The following is a 19,650-nucleotide window of genomic DNA, read 5'->3' as shown; positions in this document are numbered from 1 at the left end:
TAGACGGCATGGAAACTAACTGCGAGTGGACCACCGGGCAGCAAGCCCAGGACTATGGGACAACGCTGCTTGAAGACGATGCAGTGGTGCTTCGCGAGTCCGAACCGGAGGACTTCGCGGTGCTGGCACCGTGGTGGAACGATCCGCGGTGGGCCGTGTTGCAGCAAAGGGTCATCAAGCCCCGCCCATCCCAGCATCTGGCCGACATGTTCGCGTCCTGGTGCGTTAATCGGCCGGAGAGCGGCAAGGCAGGCTTCAGCATTTTCGAGAAAGCCACCGGTTCCCTGGTGGGTCATGTGACGTTGTACGGCGGCACGCTCCCCCATCGCGCCGCCGACCTGTCCATCATGATCGGCCCGGAATACGTGGACAAGGGATTGGGAACCCGCGCGGTGAAACTCATGTGCGGTTATGGTTTCAAGGAACTGGGTCTGCACTGCGTCGCCCTGAAGGTCGCTGCGTTCAACTCGCGCGCCATTCGTGCCTACGAAAAGGCTGGTTTCAGTGTCGAGGGCAGGGAACGGGACGCGTATTTCCATGACGGAAGATTCCACGACGCGCTCGTCATGGGATTCCTGGATCGCGAGTACTTCGCCAGCTGACGCCGTATTCCTGGCCGGTTGTACAGTTCGAAGGTGCACAGATAGGCTACTGGCAAGCAACCGAAGCTGTCCGTGGCTGCACAAGGATATCTGCGGTCTGACTTGAATTATCATTCATACTCACCGGCGGCTAAAGCCGCAGTCAAGCGGTAGACCGACAAGGAGTAAATAGATGAAGCAAGGCCGCATCGCAGCGTTGGCAGCTTGCCTGTCCTTGGGACTTGTCTCCTGTACGAGCCCTGGTCTGCCGCAAGGGGAGGAAATCCCGACACCAACACCCACCACTTCTTGCGATCGACCGTATGTGGTGAGTGCGGGGCAGTCCGAAGGAAAACCCCAATTCATCCGGGTCGACAGGTTCTACGATCAGGATCTGGGCAAAACAGTGCTCAATCAGGAAGTTGCATCTTCCGTCGCGTGGACCCCGCTGCCCGCATGGGACAACCTTGATGCAGTTGTCACTGCAGTGAATGCCGTTTCTCCTGACAGGCTCGAAGAACTGCCCTTCCCCCGCGCCGGCGAATTTGATTCGCTGCTCGCCAATTCCGATCGATCTGCCGGCAATTTGGTGTACCTCGCCGCGACACCGCTGACCCATGAATTCAGCGTCCAATGCCAGAATGAGCCGGAAAACCGGTACAAGCTGGAATTCTCGACGTGGATCGATCCCGACTCGGGAGTTCTGGACTGTGCCTTGACCCTGGATGCGAAAGCCCCGGATGCGGCGCGCAAGGCGTACGGGGCCTACTGCCAAGAGGCGTAAACCGCAATCAGAAACTGCCCTCCAGAAATTCCTGGAGGGCAGCCTGAACCTGATGCCTACTGTGCAGCCTTGAGCATGTCCTTCACCAGCGGGCCTGCGGTCTGCGCTCCGCCGTTGCCGTCTTCGACGAATGCGGCAATGGCGATGTCGCCCTGGGCGGCAATGGCCCAGGCGTGGGCGTTGCGCTCGCTGTCGTATTCGGCGGTGCCGCTCTTGCCGATGATCTTCCCGGTGCCGGTGCCCTTCAGGTCCTTGAGCGTTCCATGGTCGACGACGGCGGCCATCATCGTGGCCAGCTCGCTGGCTTCCTCCTCGGTGAGCTTGGACTTCGCGGCTTCAGGCGCCTTGGGTTCCGGTGAGATCACCAGCTTGGGCGACACGGTTTGTTTGGCTTGGACGGAGGCTGCGACAGTTGCCATGCCCAGCGGCGAGGCTTCCACCACGCCCTGGCCGATCATGTTCGCCGCCTGTTCGGTTCCGGTGGAATCGGTGGGCACCGAGCCGAGGACCGCGCCGACTCCGGTGCCGTCCTCGCCGGTCAGACCCAGGGCCGCCGCGGCCTCGGCCAGCTTGGCGCCGCCGATCTTTTCGCCTTCGTCGACGAAAACCGTGTTGCAGGACTGGGCGATGGCCTCGGACAGCGGGATATTTCCCAGGGCCGATGCCGGGTAGCCGTCGAAGTTCTTGAAGGTCTTGCCGTCAATCACGGTGGTGGCCTTGCAGTCGAATTTGGTGCTGGCGCTCGCCCCGTCACGGAGCATTGCCAAGGCGCTGACCACCTTGAAAGAGGAACCCGGGGCATATTTGCCCTGCAGCGAGGTGTTCAGTCCTGAGGACACCGGACCGGAGGATGCGGCAAGCACCGCTCCGTCGGACGGGCGGATCACCACGATGGCCGAGTTGGATTCGGCGTCTTCCAGTAGATCATCCGCTTCCTTCTGCAGGTCCTGGTCCAGGGTCAGCTGCACGTCCTTGCCGTCCACCGGGTCGCTGGAGAACAACTCGGACTGGGCTTCCTTCGCGGCGTTGTAGCGGGAGATGGTTACCCCTGAGGTGCCCGAGAGGGTGTCGTTGTAGGTTGCCTGCAAGCCGGAGAGGCCCACCTGGTCCCCTGCATGGATCTTGCCGTCGGACTTCTCGATGATTTCCGCGGTGGCTTCGCCGACCGAGCCGAGCAGCGGCCGCGCAAAGGAGCGGGTCGGCGCGAGCGGGATCTGGTCGGCTTGGCCGACGGCTCCCGGGATCTTGGCGATCTGCTCGTCGGTGACCTCGCGGGTTGCGTCATCGCGCAGGACGATTGCCTGCACCCATGCTTTCTCGCCGGCGGCCTTGACCTTGGCCACGAAGGCGTCTTCGTCGATGTTCACGAGCTTGGCCAGCGCCTTTGCCGAGGATGCCCATTCGTCGCTGGTTGCGCGGGTCTTGTCGATGCCGACATTGATCACCGGGCGTTCGGTGACGATATTCTTGTCTTCCCCGTCGGTGATGTTGCCCCGGACGCCTGCTTCGAAGCTGGCCGCCAGGAAGTCGCCTTCGGCCATGTCCGGAGCAAGGATCGACGGGTCGAAGCGCAGCTGCCAGGTCTTGCCCTCGGCGTCGTATTGCCAGATTGCCTGGGTCTGGTAGCTCAGATCCGTCTCGGTCGCATCCACGTCCCAGACGGTCTGGATGGTAGCAGTGGCGGTGGTGACCCCGTCCTGCTTCTGCTCGTCGGTGGCCACCGAGCTGACGGTGCTGGTGCGCTTGATGTCCTCGAGTTTGCCGAAAGCGGTGTCCAGCGTTGCCGCGGCCGCGGCCGCATCAGAGTTGCTGAATGCGATGCCGGAGAAGTCTCCGGAGTTCAGCGCGGCGGCCAGTGCGTCTGCCGACGGAGCCGGGTCTGCGGGGGCTGAACTACAGGCGCTCAGGGTGCCTGCAACAAGACTCGCAACTGACAGGGCAATGACTTTTCGGCGAAGTGCACTCATGGCGCCATTCTATGACCCGGCGCCGAGAACCAACAATGACGTGACCGTTAACCGAGATCCATGGTGTAAACGACCAGCAAGATCTCAGTATTGGGCACGTACCAGTCGCGCTGCGGGCAGTGCACAAATCCCAGGGATTCATAGAGGGCCCGGGCTGCGGTCCAGTTTCCTCCGGTGGTCAGCGAGACCGTGTGCACACCCGGAAGCTGCCGTGCACGCTCAATTGCGGCGAGCACCATGGCCTTCCCGGCACCTGAACGCTGCACCGCGGGATCCACGCTGAGCATGCGGATCTCCAGCTCGCCTGCGCGGGCGATGTCGGCATAGTCGCTGCCGAAGGGAACCAGCGTCATCGAGGCGATCACCGCACCCTCGCGACGGGCAACGTAGACCTCCGCCTTGGCCGCGCGGTCCGCAACCCTGCGGACGAACTGCATGTACTCGTGTTGGGGGTCGTCGAAGTGCCCAGCCGCCAGGTAGGCGTCAACGGTAATGTCGCCGACTCGCTCAAAGTCGGCTGGCGCGGCCGGTTCGATAACCAGACCGTCGCAGGTCACGCGAAATTCATCAATCAAAGACATGGTTCGTTAATAGTGCCACCGTTCGACTACCGGATCCCACCACGGTGGGAGCCGGAATAATCATCCATGCATTCAAAAGTTATGATTTCCGTGATCGACTTCAATGGATTCGCGATATTCCAGCGATTTAGCAGGTCAAATAGCCTTTATCAGTTCTTGATCTGGTGATCGACACCACTTTCCGGAGCGCTGGGCGATCTTTTGCCGCGAAAAACTACTTACCAAATGTTTGTTAGTAAAGTTAACTAACAGTCATGACTTCGACCACAGGCAACCGCAGCACCATGTCCCGGCGCACCGCTTCACTGCCGTCGCACGGACGCGAGCTCAACCTCGCCTTGCTGTTGCAGCACCTGTATGCGCAGGGACCGATGAGCCGCGCGGACCTCTCCCGTTCCAGCGGCCTGACCCGCGTGACCATTTCGGATCTGGTGGTCGAACTGATTTCCCGCGGCCACGTGATCGAAGTCGGCACCTCCAGCGCCAGCCGCCCGGGCAAGCCGAGCATCCTGCTGGACATCAACCGCCAGGGCCTGCAGATCATCGGCGTCGACCTCGCAGACTCGGCCGTGATGCGCGCCGCCGTCATGGACCTCAACGGCAACGTGCTGACCCGCGTGGAGCTGGAAACCACCGATGAGAAGGGCGAGGCAGCCTCGGCCCAAGTCATCGAGCTGACCGCGCGCGCCGTGCAGGCAGCCACCGAACGCATCATCGGCATCGGCGTGGGAACCCCGGGCATTGTCACCGACGACGGATGCATCCTCACCGCACCGAACTTCGGATGGACAGACCTCGACCTGCGCCAGCAGGTCTGCGAACATTTCAATCTCCCCACCCACGTGGTCAACGACGCCGACGGCGCCGTCATGGGCGAGCACACCTTCGGCAGCGGCAGCGCCCATATGATGCTGGTCAAGCTCGGCCGCGGCGTCGGCTGCGGAACCATCGTCAACGGCACCCGGGTCCGCGGCGCGAATGCTGCCTCCGGGGAACTCGGCCACGTCATCGTGGGCACCGACCAGGGGCCTGAATGCGTCTGCGGGAAACACGGCTGCGTGGAAACCTGGGCGTCCATCCCTTCCATCCGCCGCGCGCTGGCCCAGCGTCCGGAAGGCGTAGCGGAAGCCGACCACCACAGCTCGGTCATGGCCCAGGCCGGTGAACGCCTGGGCATCGTGCTGGCCCCCATTGTCTCGGTACTCGACGTGCAGGACCTGGTGCTGGCCGGGCCGGCCCGCTATGTCGACGACAAGCTGCTCGCCGCGGTGCGTGAGACCATCAGCGCCCGGACCAACACCTCGCAGCGCCCCAATTTCACGGTTCAGCTCTCTCGGAACCCCGACGACATCGTGCTCCGCGGTGCGGCCGTGAACGTGCTGTTCAACGAGCTGGGGGTGGCCTGAGCAATCGACACCCGCCAGTTCTGCACGACATGCTCTACCCAAATCACTCGCAACATGCATTCCCGAAAGGAACCATCAACGTGAAGAAGACACTGCTGTCTCTTGCCGCGACCGTGGCAGCTTCCGTAGCCCTCACCGCCTGCGCCGGCGGTTCGGGCACCCCGGCCCCGTCCTCCGACGCCCCGCTGGACAAGGAGGCCAACGCCGGCAAGTCCATCACCCTCTGGCTGGCCGGCGGCGACACCCCCGACGAACTGCGCACCTACCTGAAGGACACCTTCAAGGAGAACACCGGCGCGACCTTGAAGATCGAGGAGCAGGGCTGGGGCGACCTGGTCACCAAGATGACCACCGCGCTGCCGGATGCGAACAACACCCCGGACGTCGTGGAAATGGGCAACACCCAGTCCCCGACCTTCACCAACATCGGCGCGTTCCTCGACCTGAGCGACCTGTATGAAGAGCTCGGCGGCGCCGACCTGATCCCGTCCTTCGTCGAGGCCGGCAGCGTCGACGGCGCGAAGTTCACCCTTCCGTACTACGCCGGCTCGCGCTACATGTTCAACCGCAAGGACCTCTGGGAAGAAGCCGGCGTGGAAACCCCGAAGACCCTGGATGAGTTCAACACCGCGGTGAAGACCATCACCGAGAAGAACCCGCGCGACATCAAGAACTTCTCCGGCTTCTTCCTGGGCGGCCAGGATTGGCGCAACGGCGTCTCCTGGATCTTCGCCAACGGCGGCGACCTGGCCAAGAAGGACGGCGACCAGTGGGTCTCCACCCTGGCCGACGAGAACACCCTCAAGGGCCTGGAACAGCTGCAGGACCTGTACAAGAACGCGTCCAAGGCTCCTTCCGACGCGAAGGACGTCACCCCGTGGCTGTACATCAACGACGCGGACCAGATCCTGGACGAAGCGGGCAAGCCGACCGGCAAGACCTCCCTGGCCGCCGCGACCATCATGGCGCCGAACTGGGCCCGCTGGTCCATTGGCGACCTGACCAAGGTGGACGGCAAGGACGCGCGCGAATGGAACGACGAGACCTTCGGCATCTTCGCCCTGCCGGGCAACGACGGCAACCCGGCACCGGTGCTCGCCGGCGGCTCGAACATCGGCATCTCGGCCAAGAGCCAGAACCCCGAACTGGCCAAGGAACTGATGCGCGTCATCTTCTCCGAGGAATACCAGAACATGCTGGGCAAGAACGGCCTGGGGCCAGCCAACCTGAAGTATTCCTCCTCGCTGGGTGACGACCAGTTCGCCACCACCACCATCGAGGCCATGAAGAACTCCAAGCTGACCCCTGCCGCTCCGGGCTGGGCCGCTGTGGAAACCAACCTCGTGCTGGAAGAATTCTTCGGCAAGATCGAATCCGCAACGGATCTGAAGGCGCTGGCTGAGGAATACGACGCCAAGATCACCCCGATGCTGAACCTGAAGTAAGAGTTCACCACCGGGCCCGCTGATGGCCGGAGCACCCTCGTGCTCCGGCCATCGGCTCGCCACCGACCTGAACTTCGTCACCACCCTTGCAAGGAACTCCGTCATGACAACCCAGCTCTCCACGCCGAACCCGGCGAAGGACCGGGACCGGCCCGACGCCGTGCGCCCGTCCAAGCCGCCGCGTTCCCGCGCCCGGCTGCTGATCCTTCCCACGATCGTGCTGCTCGTGCTCGCCCTGGGCTACCCCGTGGGCTGGCAGCTGGTCACCAGCTTCCAGGAATTCGGCCTCAAGCAGCAGTTCGGCCAGGCCCCCGAATTCGTCGGATTCGCCAACTACGTCGAGTTGCTCAGCGACGCGAACTTCTGGGTGGTGCTCGGGCGTTCCCTGCTCTTCTGCCTGCTCGCCGCCTCCTTCACCGTGCTGCTCGGTTTCCTGCTGGCGCTGCTGATGAAGCGCGTGCACAAGTCAGTGCGCCTGATCCTGCAGATCGCCTTGCTGCTGGCCTGGGCCATGCCGGTGGTCGCCTCCATGACCGTCTGGGTCTGGCTGGTCGACTGGCGCCGCGGCCTGCTGAACTGGGTGCTGGTCAAGCTCGGAGTGGACGCCCAGGGACACAATTGGCTGGCCGACCCCGTGACCTTCTTCATCACCGCGCTGGTCATCGTCGTCTGGGCCTCGGTGCCATTCGTGGCGCTGAGCATCTTCGCCGGGCTGACCCAGATCTCCGAGGAGATGCTGGAGGCGGCGGCCATGGACGGGGCCACCGGCTGGCAGCGCACCCGCCACATCATCCTTCCCGTCATCGCCCCGGTGCTCTCCATCGTGATGCTGCTCCAGCTGATCTGGGACCTGCGCGTCTTTACGCAGATCAAGCTGCTGCAGGATGCCGGCGGCGTCGCCAATGAGACCCACCTGCTCGGCACCTACATCTACCAGGCCGGCGTCGGCTCGGGATCCTTCGGCATTGCCAGTGCCGTGTCGATCCTGATGCTGCTGATCACCGTCGGGATCAGCTGGTACTACGTCCGCTCGCTGATGAAGGAAGAACACTGATGCGCACGAAGATCACCACCTACATCTCCGGGGCCATCGCCCTGGCGGCGGCCCTGATCTGGGCCTTCCCGGTGTACTGGATGCTGAATTCCTCCCTGCTTCCGAACACCACGCTGCAGTCCACCACCCCGCAGTTCCTTCCCGTCGGCGGCTCCTTCGACAACTTCGCAGCGGTGCTCTCCGACGGCGCGTTCGTCCAGGCGCTCGGCGTCTCGCTGGCCGTCACCCTGGCTACCGTGGGCATCTGCCTGATCGTGGCATTCCTCGGCGCGCTGGCCATCAGCCGTTTCCGCTTCCGCGGCCGAAAGTCCTTCATTCTGGCCCTGTTGCTGATCCAGATGCTGCCGGCCGAAGGCATGTTCATCGCGCAGTACAAGATGATGTCCAGCGTCAACATGCTCAACTCCGTGCTGGGCCTGACCGTGCTCTATGCGGCGGCCGTGGTCCCGTTCACCATCTGGATGCTGCGCGGCTTCGTGGCAGGCGTGCCGGTGGAGCTGGAAGAAGCCGCCATGGTGGACGGCCTGTCCCGCACCAAGGCATTCCTGAGAATCACTTTTCCGTTGCTGGCCCCCGGCCTGGTCGCCTCCGGCGTCTACGCCTTCCTGCAGGCCTGGAACGAATTCACCGTGGCACTGGTGGTCATGACCGAAGACCAGGCCAAGACGCTGCCGCTGTGGCTGCGTTCATTCATCCAGGCTTCGGCCACCCGTGAAACCGACTGGGGCATGGTCATGGCGGCCTCCACCCTGGTTGCCGTACCCGTCATCATTTTCTTCCTGCTGGTCCAGTCCCGGATGTCCTCCGGCCTGGTCGGCGGCGCTGTGAAGGGATAACACCATGGAAAACCACCACGACGACCAGGCGCTGCGTTCCCTGGCTCGCGCCGTGCTCATGCCGGGGTTCATCGGCACCACACTCCCCGGATGGGTTGCCGAAGAACTCGAAGCCGGGCTCGGATCGCTGTGCATCTACGGCGGCAATATCCAGGACACCGGGCAGCTGGCCGCGCTCATGAGCCAGATCCGCCAGGCGTCCCCCGGGGCCATTCTGGCACTGGATGAGGAAGGCGGAGACGTCACCCGGCTGCACTACCGCGACGGCTCCAACCAGCCGGGCAACGCGGTGCTGGGGCGAATGGACGACCCGCAGCTCACCCGCGCCAGTGCCCGGGCCATCGCCCGCGAAATGCGTTCCTACGGCTTCAACCTGAATTTGGCCCCGGACGCGGACGTGAATACCAATGCGCAGAATCCGGTCATCGGGGTGCGCTCCTTCGGGATCAGCCCGCGCAAGGTGGCCATGCACACCGCAGCGTTCACCGTGGGCCTGCAGGGGGAAATGGTTGCCGCCTGCGCCAAGCACTTCCCCGGGCACGGCGACACCTCCACGGACTCGCACCTGTCGCTGCCGGTCGTCGCGGTGGATCCCTTCACCCTGGCCGAACGCGAACTGGCCCCATTCACCGCGGCGATCCAGACCGGCATCGCGGCCATCATGACCAGCCACATCATGGTTCCGGCGCTGGATGCGGAAAATCCCGCCACTTTCTCCAGCGCCATCCTTGGCGACCTGCTGCGCGATGAGCTGGGTTTCACCGGGGTCATCGTCACCGATGCCCTGGACATGGCCGGTGCCAGCGCCGAAACCGGAATCCCGGTGGCAGCGGTGCGTGCGCTGCGCGCCGGCGCCGACCTGCTGTGCCTGGGCACCGACATGGAACGCGAAGACTACGAACAAGTTGTCAACGCCATCCTCCACGCAGTGCGCGAAGGCACCCTTGATCCGCAGCGCCTGCGCGATGCGGCGGCCCGCAACACCGCGTTGGCCACCCACTACCGGGTGCAGGACCGGGCTTGCGAACCGTGCGAGCTGGTGACCGGCGACTGGTCGCAGGCCTTTGAAACCTCCGCCGAGGTTGCCGGTTGGATTTCGGATCCAGCCGAGGTACAGCTGGTGCAGGTGGACACCGACAGCAACATGGCCGTGGGCCACGTACCGTGGGGGTTGTCCAGCGTTGCTTCGACGGCCGCACCGGAAGATCTGCGTCCCGGCGCGAAGGTGCTGCTGGCGGCCCGGGCCCTGTCGGAAACCCATGCGGTGCATACACTGGCCGCCCAGCTGCGCCAGGCTGGCCACCGCGTGCTGGTGGTGAACTTCGGCTGGCCCGCTCCCGGGGCCGACATCACCACCTATGGCGCCTCCCCCGTGCTGGCCCGCACCGTGATGGAGATGTTGCAGATCCCCGCGGAACAAAAATGCTAGCCCAGGGTAAAACCTGAGAGAATAGTGTTTTCGCGGTTCTGCGCTTGCGCTGACTGCAGCAGACCGCCGCGCCGCCCGGCGCACCCCGTTTTTCGAAGATTGGATCCTCATTCTATGCGCGTACTGATTGGTTCGAACGCTGACCAAGTAGCTCGTATCGCCGCTGACAACGTCCTGGCAGGCTTGGCCGAGCACGGGGCGGGGCAACGGCAGGTGCTGGGCCTGGCCACCGGATCTTCCCCGCTGGGACTGTACCGGGAACTGGGCAAGGCGGTCTCCGAATCACGCGCAGATTTCTCTGAGGCGCTCGGCTTCGCCCTGGATGAGTACATCGGCATCCCGGACACCCATGAGCAGTCCTACCGCCAGACCTTGATCAACGAGGTCTGCAACGTCATCGGCCTGCGCGCCGAAAACCTGTCCGTGCCCCAGGGCACCGGGGCTTCGGTGCCGGCGGTGCAGGCAGCCGCGGATGCCTACGATGCCGCGATCAAGGCCTCCGGCGGCATCCAGGTCCAGATCCTGGGAATCGGCGCCAACGGCCACCTGGGCTTCAACGAGCCGGGCAGCGCCCTGACCAGCCGCACCCGCATCAAGCGCCTGGCCGCCAAGACCCGCGAGGACAACGCACGGTTCTTTGCCGGCATCGAGCATGTGCCGACCCACTGCGTCACCCAGGGGCTGGGCACCATCCTTGATGCCGATCGGCTGGTCCTCGTGGCTACCGGAGCCGGCAAGGCCGACGCCATCGCCGCAGCGGTCGAGGGGCCGCTGTCCGCTGCCTGCCCGGGCTCGGTGCTTCAGCTGCACCGCGACGCGGTCGTGGTGCTGGACGAGGCAGCGGCTTCCAAGCTGACCCAGCGCGAATACTATGACGATGCCGCGGCAGGAATTTCCGAAGAGAACCTGGTCATCGTCTAGTCTGGCCCTATGGCCGTCTACTTCGAGTGCGTCTCCCGCACCTCCCAGAGCGTTGCGTCGCTCTGGGACAAGTCCCTGGACATCGATGCTCACACCGACTCCATGAAGGATTCGGGAGAGCGCGCCGTTGCCGGTGTCACCACCGGCACGATCGGCCTCGGTGAGCAGGTGACGTGGCGGGCGACGCACTTCGGCGTTCCGCTGCGCATGACCTCGAAGATCACCGCGCTGCGGGAACACACCACTTTCACGGACGAGCAGCTGCACGGCCCGTTCAAGTACTTCCGGCACGTCCACGAGTTCATCGACTGCGGCCAGGAAACTGTCATGATCGACAAAATCAGCTTCGCCGCCCCGTTAGGGCCCCTGGGCTGGCTGGCGGAAAGACTCGTGCTGGGCTGGTACATGCCCCGGTTGATCCGCAGCCGGAACAGTTTCCTTCTGTCCACCTCCGGCTGACTCATTCAGGACTTCAATTCGGGATATAAGTTCATGGAACCATGCGGCGCATGCGGCGGTGTCTTCGTCACAGCCAGGGACGCTGCCGATGACCTTCACGGTCAACAGGCCCTGCGTGTTCCGTGGATCTACCGGGAGCACCGCGTGCATTGATCCGTCCTGATCCATCCGGGCGTCGCTCTGCCCGGCTTGCGGTACCGGAGCATCCTCCACCTTGAATTCCAGGTGGATCACCTGCCCCTCGGGCAGATCCGCGTCGCAGCCAGCCGGGTCCACCGCCACTTCGAGGCGGGCCCCTGCCGCGCTCGTCCTGTCTACCAGATATGGCGTGTTCAATTCGCAGGACTCGTCCTTGCCGACATCGGGTATGAACATTGCGGCCACCAGCCCGGCCGCGGCAAGTCCGACCATGGCTGCCAGGGTCATAGCCGATCGAATCACCCAGCTGGCCATTTTGAGCATGCTGTCCCTCCAGGGTTCTTCTGGGAAGCATAACCTGAGCGCTGGCAGCTGGGTAGCCTGCGCAAAGCGCCCACGCTGCCCGTCCGCGGCCCGGTCCCCAGTAGGCGTGGGAGCACGGAAAAACAACGATAGGCCAGGCTTTACCCTATGTGGCTCACCGCGGATGCTGCCCCAGGCCAGCAGGTCAGACGCTTGGCGCTCGGCATCTCCCATTTCCTGGCGCCAGTCACGCTGGCGACCCTGCTGCTGCTCTGGGCCATGGGCGCCGGGGGCGGGATTTTCCGCGAAGTCCTGGCCATCCTGATCGGCCTGTTCGCGGTGTCCATGATCAATCTGAGGTGGAAGGTCTTAGTGCACCTCTCGGTGGGAACCTATGCGGCGCTGCAGGCAGCCAACGGCATGGGCGGGTGCATGCCTCTGCTCCTCGCCGGCGTCGCGGTGCTGTCCTGGGCGCGCATCCGCAGCGGACAGCACACCGCCTCACAGGTGTGCGGCGGTGTGCTGGTCGGCGGGGCGATCCATGATGCGGGCAATCTGCTCGGCACGGTTCTAGGCTAGACGCCCACGACGTTGACGAAGGCTTGCGCTCAATCGGGCATTGGCAGCTTGGACGCGTCCACCAGTCCCGCGTACTGCCATCCCGGATAGCCGACGGGGCGCCCGACCAGGGTTCCGGCTTCCTCGGCGATCAGCGCGCCGGCGGCCCAGTCGTATTCCTGGGTGCCGAATTCGGCATAGGCATCCAGCGCGCCCTCGGCCACCAGGCACAAATCCAGCGCCGCCGAGCCCAGGCGGCGCACGTTGACGTAATCGCCGATCACCTGTTGCAGCACGGATGCCTGGAATTCCCGGCGTGCTGGGTCGTAGCCGAAACCTGTGGCCAGGATGCGCGCCTCGGTGTCGGCAGGACCGCTCAGCTGGGTGAGCTTGCCGGTGAGCAGGTCCTGCTTCCAGGCGCCCAGCCCGCGTCCCGCGAAGTACTCGACGTGCAGCGCCGGGGCCGCAATGGCCGCGGCCACCCAGCGCTCGCTGCCGTCTTCGTCCTTCTCGCAGACCGCCACCGACGAGCAGTAGTACGCGATGTTGCGCACGAAGTTCGTGGTGCCATCCAGCGGATCGATGCTCCAGCGCAGGCCGCTGGGATTCGCCGGCTTGGCGCTGGGGTATTCTTCCCCGGTCAATTCGTCATTCGGCCGGGTGGTCACGATGGTCGCCCGGATGGCTTCCTCGGCGGCGCGATCGAAGTCGGTGACCCAGTCCCCCGCAGCGGACTTCTCATCGGTGTTGAACTTCGACTCGTCGCGGCGGGCAAGAATCTCAGCACCGGTGGCTGCGGCCTTGCGGGCCAGCAGCACCAGCGGGTCGTGGGCAATGGTTCGATCCATGGTCTTATTCTCCTTCCGGCGCGGGAAGCGCCGCCTCGCGGGCCGCCTCCGGCCCTTGCTCCAGCAGGATGCCGAAACCGGCTTCGTCCAGTACCGGGACCCCCAGGGACCGGGCCTTGTCCAGCTTCGACCCGGCGGCCTCGCCGGCCACCAGGAAATCGGTTTTCTTCGAGACGCTGCCCGTCGCCTTGCCGCCGCGCACGATGATCGCTTCCTTGGCGGTGTCGCGCGAATAGTTCTCCATCGTTCCGGTAACCACGATGGCCAGGCCTTCGAGGTTCTTGGTGATGTTCTCGTCGCGTTCGTCGACCATCTTCACCCCGGCCGCCTGCCAGGCGGTGACGATGTCCCGATGCCAGTCGACCTTGAACCAGTCGACCAGCGCCTCGGCGATGATGGAGCCCACCGAGTCGATCTGGCTCAGTTCCTCCACCGCGTTGCCTGCGTCGATGACCTCAAGCAGCGCGTCCATGGAACCGTAGCGGGTGGCGATGGCGCGGGAGGCGTTGGGTCCGACGTGGCGGATGGACAGCGCCACCAGCACACGCCACAGCGGATTGCCTTTCGCCTTCTCCAGCTCGTCGAAGAGCTTTTGCGTGCTCTTGGTCGGCACCGACGGCTTCTTCGCGGTGGCCTTCGTAAAGAAGTAGGGCACCAGGTCGAACTTTCCGGTCCCCTCGCCCTTCACGCGCTTTTCGCGCCAGACCTTGACCTCGGCCAGCTGATCCAGCTTGTCCTTCAGGTCGAAGAGCTCCGCCTCGTTGTGCAGCGGGCCCGGGCCTGCCGGCAGGATCACCCCGCCCTGCGTGGCAGGGTCCTCGCCCGGGCCGCTGGTCAGCGCCGCGGCCGCCTCGTAGCCCAGCGCCTCGATGTCCAGGGCGCTGCGGCCGCCCAGGTAGGCGACGCGTTCGGTGAGCTGGACCGGGCAAGATTCCGCGTTCAGGCAGCGGATGTCCACGTCCCCCTCCTTGGCCGGAGCCAGCGGCTGGCCGCAGGACGGGCATTCGGTGGGCATGATGAAAGCAGTTTCGCTGCCGTCGCGCAGCGCCAGCACCGGGCCGACGATCTCCGGGATCACGTCGCCGGCCTTGCGCAGGATGACGGTGTCCCCGATCAGCACGTTCTTGGCCTTGACGACCTCCTGGTTGTGCAGGGTCGCGCGTGCCACCGTGGACCCGGCCACCAGCACCGGTTCCATGACGCCGAAGGGGGTCACCCGGCCGGTGCGGCCCACCTGGACCTGGATGTCCAGCAGCTTGGTGTGCACTTCTTCCGGCGGGTACTTGTAGGCCACGGCCCAGCGCGGCACGCGGGAGGTGTAGCCCAGCTGCTCCTGGGTGGACAGGTCGTCGACCTTCACCACGATGCCGTCGATGTCGTGGATCAGCTCATGGCGCTTCTCGCCGTGCTCGGCGATGAAGTCCCGCACCTGGGCCAGCGACTCGACCACGCGGCCGTACGGGGAGACCGGAAGCCCCCAGCCGCGCATGAGTTCGTAGGCCTGGGACTGCTCCGTGATGGGGAAGTCGCGGCTGCGCCCCAGCCCGTGCACGAACATGCGCAGCGGGCGCTTGGCGGTCTGCTCCGGGTCCTTCTGGCGCAGCGAACCGGCGGCGGCGTTGCGCGGATTGGCCAGCGGGGCCTTGCCCTGCTCGATCAACGCCTCGTTGTAGGCGTTGAAGTCCTCGGTGGCGATGAAGACCTCGCCGCGGACCTCGAATTCGGCCGGCCAGCCGGAACCGGCCAGCTGCTGCGGGATGTCCGCGATGGTCAACGCGTTGTGGGTGACGTCTTCTCCGGTGGTTCCGTCGCCGCGGGTGGCGGCGCGGACCAATTTGCCGTCGCGGTAGGTGAGATTCAGGGCCAGCCCGTCGATTTTCACCTCGCACAGCCAGCGCACCGGGATCTGCGGGTGCAGGCGGTTGGCGTTCGCGCCGGCGCGTTCCAGCCAGGCGTCCAGTTCCTCCAGCGAGAACACGTCTTCCAGCGAGTACATGCGGCTGGCGTGCGTCACCGGGGCGAAGGCCGCGGAAACCTCGCCGCCGACCTCCTGGGTGGGTGAATCCTGGCCGGCCAGGATGGGGTACCGGGCTTCGAGCAGTTCCAGTTCCTGGAACAAGGCGTCGTATTCGGAGTCCGAGACCAGCGGGGCATCTTGCTGGTAGTAGGCCTCGCGGTGCGCGCGGATCTTTTCGACCAGCTCGTCATGTCGTTCACGCGCCGGGGCAGGCGGGGCGTTTGTGGTCTCAACTGGCGTTACGTCATTTTCACTCACGTATCCAATTGTGCCCCAGAGAACCCTTGGATTGAGTTCTGCCCACACCCGATTATCGGATGCCCTTCCCGTCCTGTCGGAGTAGGCTTGCGGCCACCGGATTCATGGTGGAGGAGGCGAAGCATGGAACGACAGCAGGAATTCAGCGATCTGAGCCACCAGCAGCGTGCGCACCTGATGCAGGAGGTCCGGGACGGGCTGGAATACGAGCGGCTGAAGACTTCGCTTGCGCTGCTGGCCCGAATCCAGCAGAGCACCGACGCGGCCGGTGCGGCAGGCTTCGCCGCCGCGTTCGAGCATCTGCAATCCCCGGTTCCGGCGGCTGCACCGGTTGCCCGGATCCGGCCGGCCGGTTCTGCCCCTTCGACTGTCCCGCAGCGGAGCCAGCAGGCCTAGCTGGCGGGAACCTCGGCCTCGGCCGCCGGTGCTGCGGGGACGGCGAGCACGTCGATGACGATCACCGCGATGTTGTCCCGGCCGCCGGCTTCCAGCGCGGCGCCGGTCAGCACCTCGGTGGCGACGTGCCGGTCCTTGTAGCTGACCAGAATGCTCTGCAGCAGGTCTTCGGTGAGCTCGCCGCTCAGCCCGTCGGAGCACAGCAGGTAGCGGTCCCCGATGCGCGGCTGCAGCACGGTGATGTCCGGGTGGCTTTCGGCCCCGGCGCCCAACGCACGGGTGATGAGGTTGCGGTGCGGGTGGTTCCGGGCCTCCAGCTCGGTGATCTGCCCGGCGTCCACCATTTCCTGCACGGCCGAATGGTCGCGGGTCAACTGCTGCAGGGCGCCGTCGCGCAGCCGGTAGCCGCGCGAGTCGCCGACGTTCACCAGCGCCAGGCTCGGCACCTCTTCGACGACCGGCATGGCGGCGGTGGCCGGTTCCTGCCCGCGGCGGTGCGCCTCGAGCATTTCCGGGGTAATCTTCGAAATCACGTCGGTGCCGCCCTGGGCCGCGAAGCTCTGCGTCCACGGCGGGATGGCCACCGGCGCGGTGACCGAGTCGCGGCCCTGCCCGGCGGCCTTGATCAGCACCAGCGCGCACAGCGTGGTGCCCCCGCGGGACTCCAGCGCGTCGCGGATGCGGTCATCGGCCAGCTGGACCTGGCTGCGCACCTGGGACACGGTGGGCAGGGTCGGCACGGAGGTCTTCGCTGCGCGGGTGCACAGTTCCTCCATGGTCTCCACGGCCAGTTGGCTGGCGACCTCGCCGGCCTCGTGCCCGCCCATGCCGTCGGCCACCGCGTAGGCCACTTGGCCCAGCAGGATGCGGTCCTGGTTCTCGGTGCGCCGCCGGCCCACGTCGGTGCGCCCGGCCGCGGCCAGGATGAAGGGTACCGGTTGAGTTTCGCCGTGCATCAGTCGACCACCAGTCCTGTACCTTCGCCATGGGACAGCTCAAAGGGCTGGATCTCCCCGAAGCCGCGCACCGCGGTGATTTCCTGCGCGGTGAGCACGAACCGCGGATCGTTTTTCAGCGTATTGGCGGTCAATGCATCGGTGAGCACCATGCCGGGCTGGGCCAGCGAGGTCAACCGGGCGGCCATGTTGACCGTCGGGCCGTAGATGTCGCCCAGGCGGGAGAGGATGCGTCCCCAGACCACCGCGCCGCGGGTCTGCGGCAGCATTTCATCGGCTTCGAACTCCTGCGAGAGCGCCAGCGCAATCCGGGCGCCGGCCTGCGGGGTCTCGGCCACGTACAGCACTTCGTCGCCGATGGTCTTCACCAGCCGGCCGCCGCCCACGGAAATGATCTCCGCGCTCTTGGACTCGAAGCGCTGCACCATCTTGGCCAGCGTGCGCTCGTTCATGCGCCGCGACAGGGAGGTGTAGGAGACCATGTCCGCGAAGCCCACGGCGCGGGCCAGCGGCAGCGGAGTGTCGCCGTCGTCGTCGCCGCCGCCCTGCTTGTAGGCGGCCACCCCGGCCTCGGCGCGCAGCGCCATGCGGTGCACCGCGGAGTTCAACTGGCGGCGCCAGGAATAGAGCAGCAGGTCTTCGATCTGCGGGATCAGGTCCGGCAGCATGTTGAACAGCTGGCGGCGGGCCTGGCGGTCGGACATGTTCTGGTTGGCGATCATGTCCTCCACGAGCGCCTCGATCTGCCAGACCACCATGCGGTCGGTCATCTGGCCCACCGAGCGCATCAGGGAGATCGCGGTTTCCTCGGTCAGCTGCCCTTCGCGCACCAGGCCGACCATGGTGGCCAGCGCCTCCTCGTCGCGTTTGGTGAAGAAGACCTCGTCGTCGCTGAGTTCCGGGAAGCCGATGGCGCGCCACAGCTTGCGGGCCGAGTGCAGCGAGATGCCCGCGTCGGCGGCGACCTCGCGGCGGCGCAGTTCGCGCTGCCCGCCGATCAAGCGGCGCTCCAGGGCCGCAACGGTGTCGCGGATGTCGTCCGGGGTGTGGGCCGGGACCTGCAGCGGCTTCTCCATGGCCTGGGCGAGCTCCAGGATCGGGTCCGCTTCGGGCGCGGTCTCCACCGGGGCGTGTTCGCGGGCCTGGTGGGCTGCGACGGAGGCGGACTGCGGAGTGTCGGCCCGTGGCGTAGTGCTGTGCTCGGTGCTCATGGAGCCATGCCCTCACTCTTGGATGCCTCGGTCTGCACCGGGGACTGGTTGTTGCGCAGGCTGGTCATCGCTTCGATGGCCAGGGACCTGAAGTACGGGACCGAGGGAACATGGGCAATCCTCACGTAGCCGTGCCCCAGCACGATATCCAGGGTTCCGGCGCGGGTCATGGCGTTCTGCTTTTTAGTGTGGGCGATCAGGTCGCGCACCGTATACAGTCCCACGGACTGCAGCTTGCCGGAGGTGAAGGACGAGCGGAACAGGATCCGTTCGGTGGTCAGCACGATCCGGCTGCGCAGCCAGCGCACCCAGGGTGCGACGCACCAGATCAGCGTCAGCGCCGCCCACAGGACCAGCGTCACCACGACCCACAGGCCGGCGTTGTCGGCCAGCCAGGGCGAAAGGTCCGTGCGGCTGAGGTAGCCGAGCAGGAACGTGCAGATCACGGTCAGCAGCAGGAAGGCGACAATGGGTTGTCTCAGCACTCGGGAATGTTCACGCGTCTTGATGATCACGCGTTCCCTCTCATGCAGCGGCACCTTCATCGTCAGTATCCTCGTCCCTCCTGCCCTGGTTGGTCCTTGAAGCCTCAGTTCTACTAATACTAGTCCCGGCGCAGTTCCACCAGCAGGTTAGGCGTACTTTCCATCGGCGCGCCGCACGTGGTGGACATCTCCGGCCAGCACCCGGTGGGTGCGCGCCGCTCCGTCGCGCACCAACAGCGCGCCGTCGGGTTCGAGGGCCACCGCCTGCCCTTCAAGCAGGCTCCCATCTGGGAATTCGACGCGGACGTCGTGTCCTAGCGTGGCCAGCTTCGCCGCCACCATGCCGCTCAGGCTGGCGCCGGAGAATCCAGGCATCTGGGCCGAGGCATTGCCGCGGACTTCGCGGAAGGCGATATCCAGGGCGGCGAAGCGGCGCAGGTAGCCGGCCAGCAGGGCGCTGCGCGAAACCTGCGATCCGCTGGCCAGGCGCAACGAGGTGGCGGTGGGAACCGGCAGCTCGTCGGCGTCCTGGTCGACGTTCATGCCGGTGCCGACCACCACCCCGAAGCCCTTCGGCGTGGAAACCAGCTGCGCCAGGATGCCACAGATCTTCTTGTCCCCGGCCAGCACGTCGTTCGGCCATTTGATGCGGGCGGCCACCCCTGCCTGCTCTTCAACGGCCTGGCACCAGGCCAAGGCCGCGAGCATGGTGTACCAGGACAGCGAGTCCGTGGGCATCGCAGCGCCCGGCACCGCGAGCACGCTGACGGTGATGGAGGAGCCGGCCGGGGTGATCCAGCCGCGTCCCAGACGCCCCTTGCCCTGCTGCTGGTGCTCGGTGAAGTACACGCTCAGGTTGCCGGCCTGCCCGGAGGCGGCCAGGTCCGCCAGCTCGGTATTGGTCGAGCCGGAGGTGTCACGGATGCTGACCAGCCCCAGCCCCAGCTCGCCAGCCAGGGCGTCGAAGACGGCCGGATCCAGTGCGGCGCGGGCGGATTGGTTTTCAATGCTCATGAA

At 65.5% G+C, this 19,650-nt stretch carries 19 protein-coding genes; 11 read left to right on the top strand and 8 right to left on the bottom strand.

The features are described from left to right. Nucleotides 1–8: 8 nt before the first annotated feature. Both IEY43_RS05295 and IEY43_RS05290 read left to right on the top strand, forming a co-directional pair. Nucleotides 9–602, top strand: a complete 594-nt coding sequence (locus IEY43_RS05295; protein WP_188947566.1) for a GNAT family N-acetyltransferase — start codon at nt 9–11, stop codon at nt 600–602. A 172-nt stretch (nt 603–774) separates the two neighbouring features. After that, the gene (locus IEY43_RS05290; RefSeq protein WP_188947565.1) at nt 775–1,365 is read left to right on the top strand and encodes a hypothetical protein; all 591 of its coding nucleotides are present in this window, start codon (nt 775–777) and stop codon (nt 1,363–1,365) included. Nucleotides 1,366–1,421: 56 nt separating this feature from the next. Here the strand turns inward: IEY43_RS05290 and IEY43_RS05285 are convergent, their stop codons facing one another. Together IEY43_RS05285 and IEY43_RS05280 are read right to left on the bottom strand one after the other, a co-directional pair. After that, complete coding sequence (locus tag IEY43_RS05285; RefSeq protein WP_188947564.1) at nt 1,422–3,332, bottom strand: penicillin-binding transpeptidase domain-containing protein; 1,911 nt, start codon at nt 3,330–3,332, stop codon at nt 1,422–1,424. Between the two features lie 47 nt (nt 3,333–3,379). Continuing rightward, nucleotides 3,380–3,913 carry a GNAT family N-acetyltransferase gene (locus IEY43_RS05280; RefSeq protein WP_188947563.1) on the bottom strand — a complete coding sequence of 178 codons (534 nt, stop codon included), beginning with the start codon at nt 3,911–3,913 and terminating at the stop codon, nt 3,380–3,382. Nucleotides 3,914–4,167: 254 nt separating this feature from the next. Here IEY43_RS05280 and IEY43_RS05275 point away from each other — a divergent pair, with 254 nt between their 5' ends. From IEY43_RS05275 to IEY43_RS05240, 8 genes are all read left to right on the top strand, one after another. Further along, nucleotides 4,168–5,319, top strand: a complete 1,152-nt coding sequence (locus IEY43_RS05275; RefSeq protein ID WP_188947562.1) for an ROK family protein — start codon at nt 4,168–4,170, stop codon at nt 5,317–5,319. An 80-nt stretch (nt 5,320–5,399) separates the two neighbouring features. Beyond that, nucleotides 5,400–6,764: an extracellular solute-binding protein gene (locus IEY43_RS05270; protein ID WP_188947561.1), complete on the top strand. Its 1,365-nt coding sequence runs from the start codon at nt 5,400–5,402 to the stop codon at nt 6,762–6,764. A gap of 103 nt (nt 6,765–6,867) precedes the next feature. Continuing rightward, a complete protein-coding gene (locus IEY43_RS05265; RefSeq protein WP_188947560.1) occupies nt 6,868–7,818 on the top strand; it encodes a carbohydrate ABC transporter permease in 951 nt (316 codons plus the stop codon). Beyond that, nucleotides 7,818–8,654 carry a carbohydrate ABC transporter permease gene (locus IEY43_RS05260; RefSeq protein WP_188947559.1) on the top strand — a complete coding sequence of 279 codons (837 nt, stop codon included), beginning with the start codon at nt 7,818–7,820 and terminating at the stop codon, nt 8,652–8,654. The genes IEY43_RS05265 and IEY43_RS05260 overlap by 1 nt, the downstream gene beginning before the upstream one ends. Nucleotides 8,655–8,658: 4 nt before the next feature. After that, nucleotides 8,659–10,083: a glycoside hydrolase family 3 protein gene (locus tag IEY43_RS05255; protein ID WP_188947558.1), complete on the top strand. Its 1,425-nt coding sequence runs from the start codon at nt 8,659–8,661 to the stop codon at nt 10,081–10,083. Nucleotides 10,084–10,197: 114 nt separating this feature from the next. Further along, nucleotides 10,198–11,004 carry a glucosamine-6-phosphate deaminase gene (locus tag IEY43_RS05250; RefSeq protein WP_188947557.1) on the top strand — a complete coding sequence of 269 codons (807 nt, stop codon included), beginning with the start codon at nt 10,198–10,200 and terminating at the stop codon, nt 11,002–11,004. Between the two features lie 9 nt (nt 11,005–11,013). Further along, nucleotides 11,014–11,463, top strand: coding sequence for an SRPBCC family protein (locus IEY43_RS05245; RefSeq protein ID WP_188947556.1), 450 nt, complete (start codon nt 11,014–11,016; stop codon nt 11,461–11,463). 609 nt (nt 11,464–12,072) lie between these two features. Continuing rightward, nucleotides 12,073–12,483 (top strand): hypothetical protein, encoded by a 411-nt coding sequence (locus IEY43_RS05240; RefSeq protein ID WP_188947555.1) that lies wholly within the window; start codon nt 12,073–12,075, stop codon nt 12,481–12,483. 29 nt (nt 12,484–12,512) lie between these two features. On the opposite strand, the gene IEY43_RS05235 is transcribed toward IEY43_RS05240, so the two are convergent. Then, the gene (locus tag IEY43_RS05235) at nt 12,513–13,310 is read right to left on the bottom strand and encodes an inositol monophosphatase family protein (RefSeq protein ID WP_188947554.1); all 798 of its coding nucleotides are present in this window, start codon (nt 13,308–13,310) and stop codon (nt 12,513–12,515) included. A gap of 4 nt (nt 13,311–13,314) precedes the next feature. Continuing rightward, complete coding sequence (gene ligA / locus IEY43_RS05230; RefSeq protein WP_229777286.1) at nt 13,315–15,585, bottom strand: NAD-dependent DNA ligase LigA; 2,271 nt, start codon at nt 15,583–15,585, stop codon at nt 13,315–13,317. A gap of 123 nt (nt 15,586–15,708) precedes the next feature. Between ligA and IEY43_RS05225 the strand changes: the two genes are divergently transcribed. Further along, the gene (locus IEY43_RS05225; protein WP_188947553.1) at nt 15,709–15,981 is read left to right on the top strand and encodes a hypothetical protein; all 273 of its coding nucleotides are present in this window, start codon (nt 15,709–15,711) and stop codon (nt 15,979–15,981) included. On the opposite strand, the gene IEY43_RS05220 is transcribed toward IEY43_RS05225, so the two are convergent. From IEY43_RS05220 to IEY43_RS05205, 4 genes are all read right to left on the bottom strand, one after another. Beyond that, the gene (locus IEY43_RS05220; RefSeq protein WP_188947552.1) at nt 15,978–16,937 is read right to left on the bottom strand and encodes a PP2C family protein-serine/threonine phosphatase; all 960 of its coding nucleotides are present in this window, start codon (nt 16,935–16,937) and stop codon (nt 15,978–15,980) included. The two genes, IEY43_RS05225 and IEY43_RS05220, sit on opposite strands and share 4 nt — an antisense overlap. Further along, on the bottom strand, nt 16,937–18,148 hold the full coding sequence (locus IEY43_RS05215) for an adenylate/guanylate cyclase domain-containing protein (protein ID WP_188947551.1): 1,212 nt from the start codon (nt 18,146–18,148) through the stop codon (nt 16,937–16,939). Before IEY43_RS05215 ends, IEY43_RS05220 begins: the two co-directional genes overlap by 1 nt. Then, nucleotides 18,145–18,693, bottom strand: coding sequence for a PH domain-containing protein (locus tag IEY43_RS05210; RefSeq protein ID WP_188947550.1), 549 nt, complete (start codon nt 18,691–18,693; stop codon nt 18,145–18,147). Before IEY43_RS05210 ends, IEY43_RS05215 begins: the two co-directional genes overlap by 4 nt. A gap of 87 nt (nt 18,694–18,780) precedes the next feature. After that, nucleotides 18,781–19,647, bottom strand: coding sequence for a biotin--[acetyl-CoA-carboxylase] ligase (locus IEY43_RS05205; protein ID WP_188947549.1), 867 nt, complete (start codon nt 19,645–19,647; stop codon nt 18,781–18,783). Nucleotides 19,648–19,650: the final 3 nt, after the last annotated feature.

The sequence above is a fragment of the Glutamicibacter protophormiae genome (assembly GCF_014647495.1).
Classification (GTDB): domain Bacteria; phylum Actinomycetota; class Actinomycetes; order Actinomycetales; family Micrococcaceae; genus Glutamicibacter; species Glutamicibacter protophormiae.
Note: the sequence above shows the minus strand (reverse complement) of the source record. Positions and strands in the feature narration are given on the sequence as shown.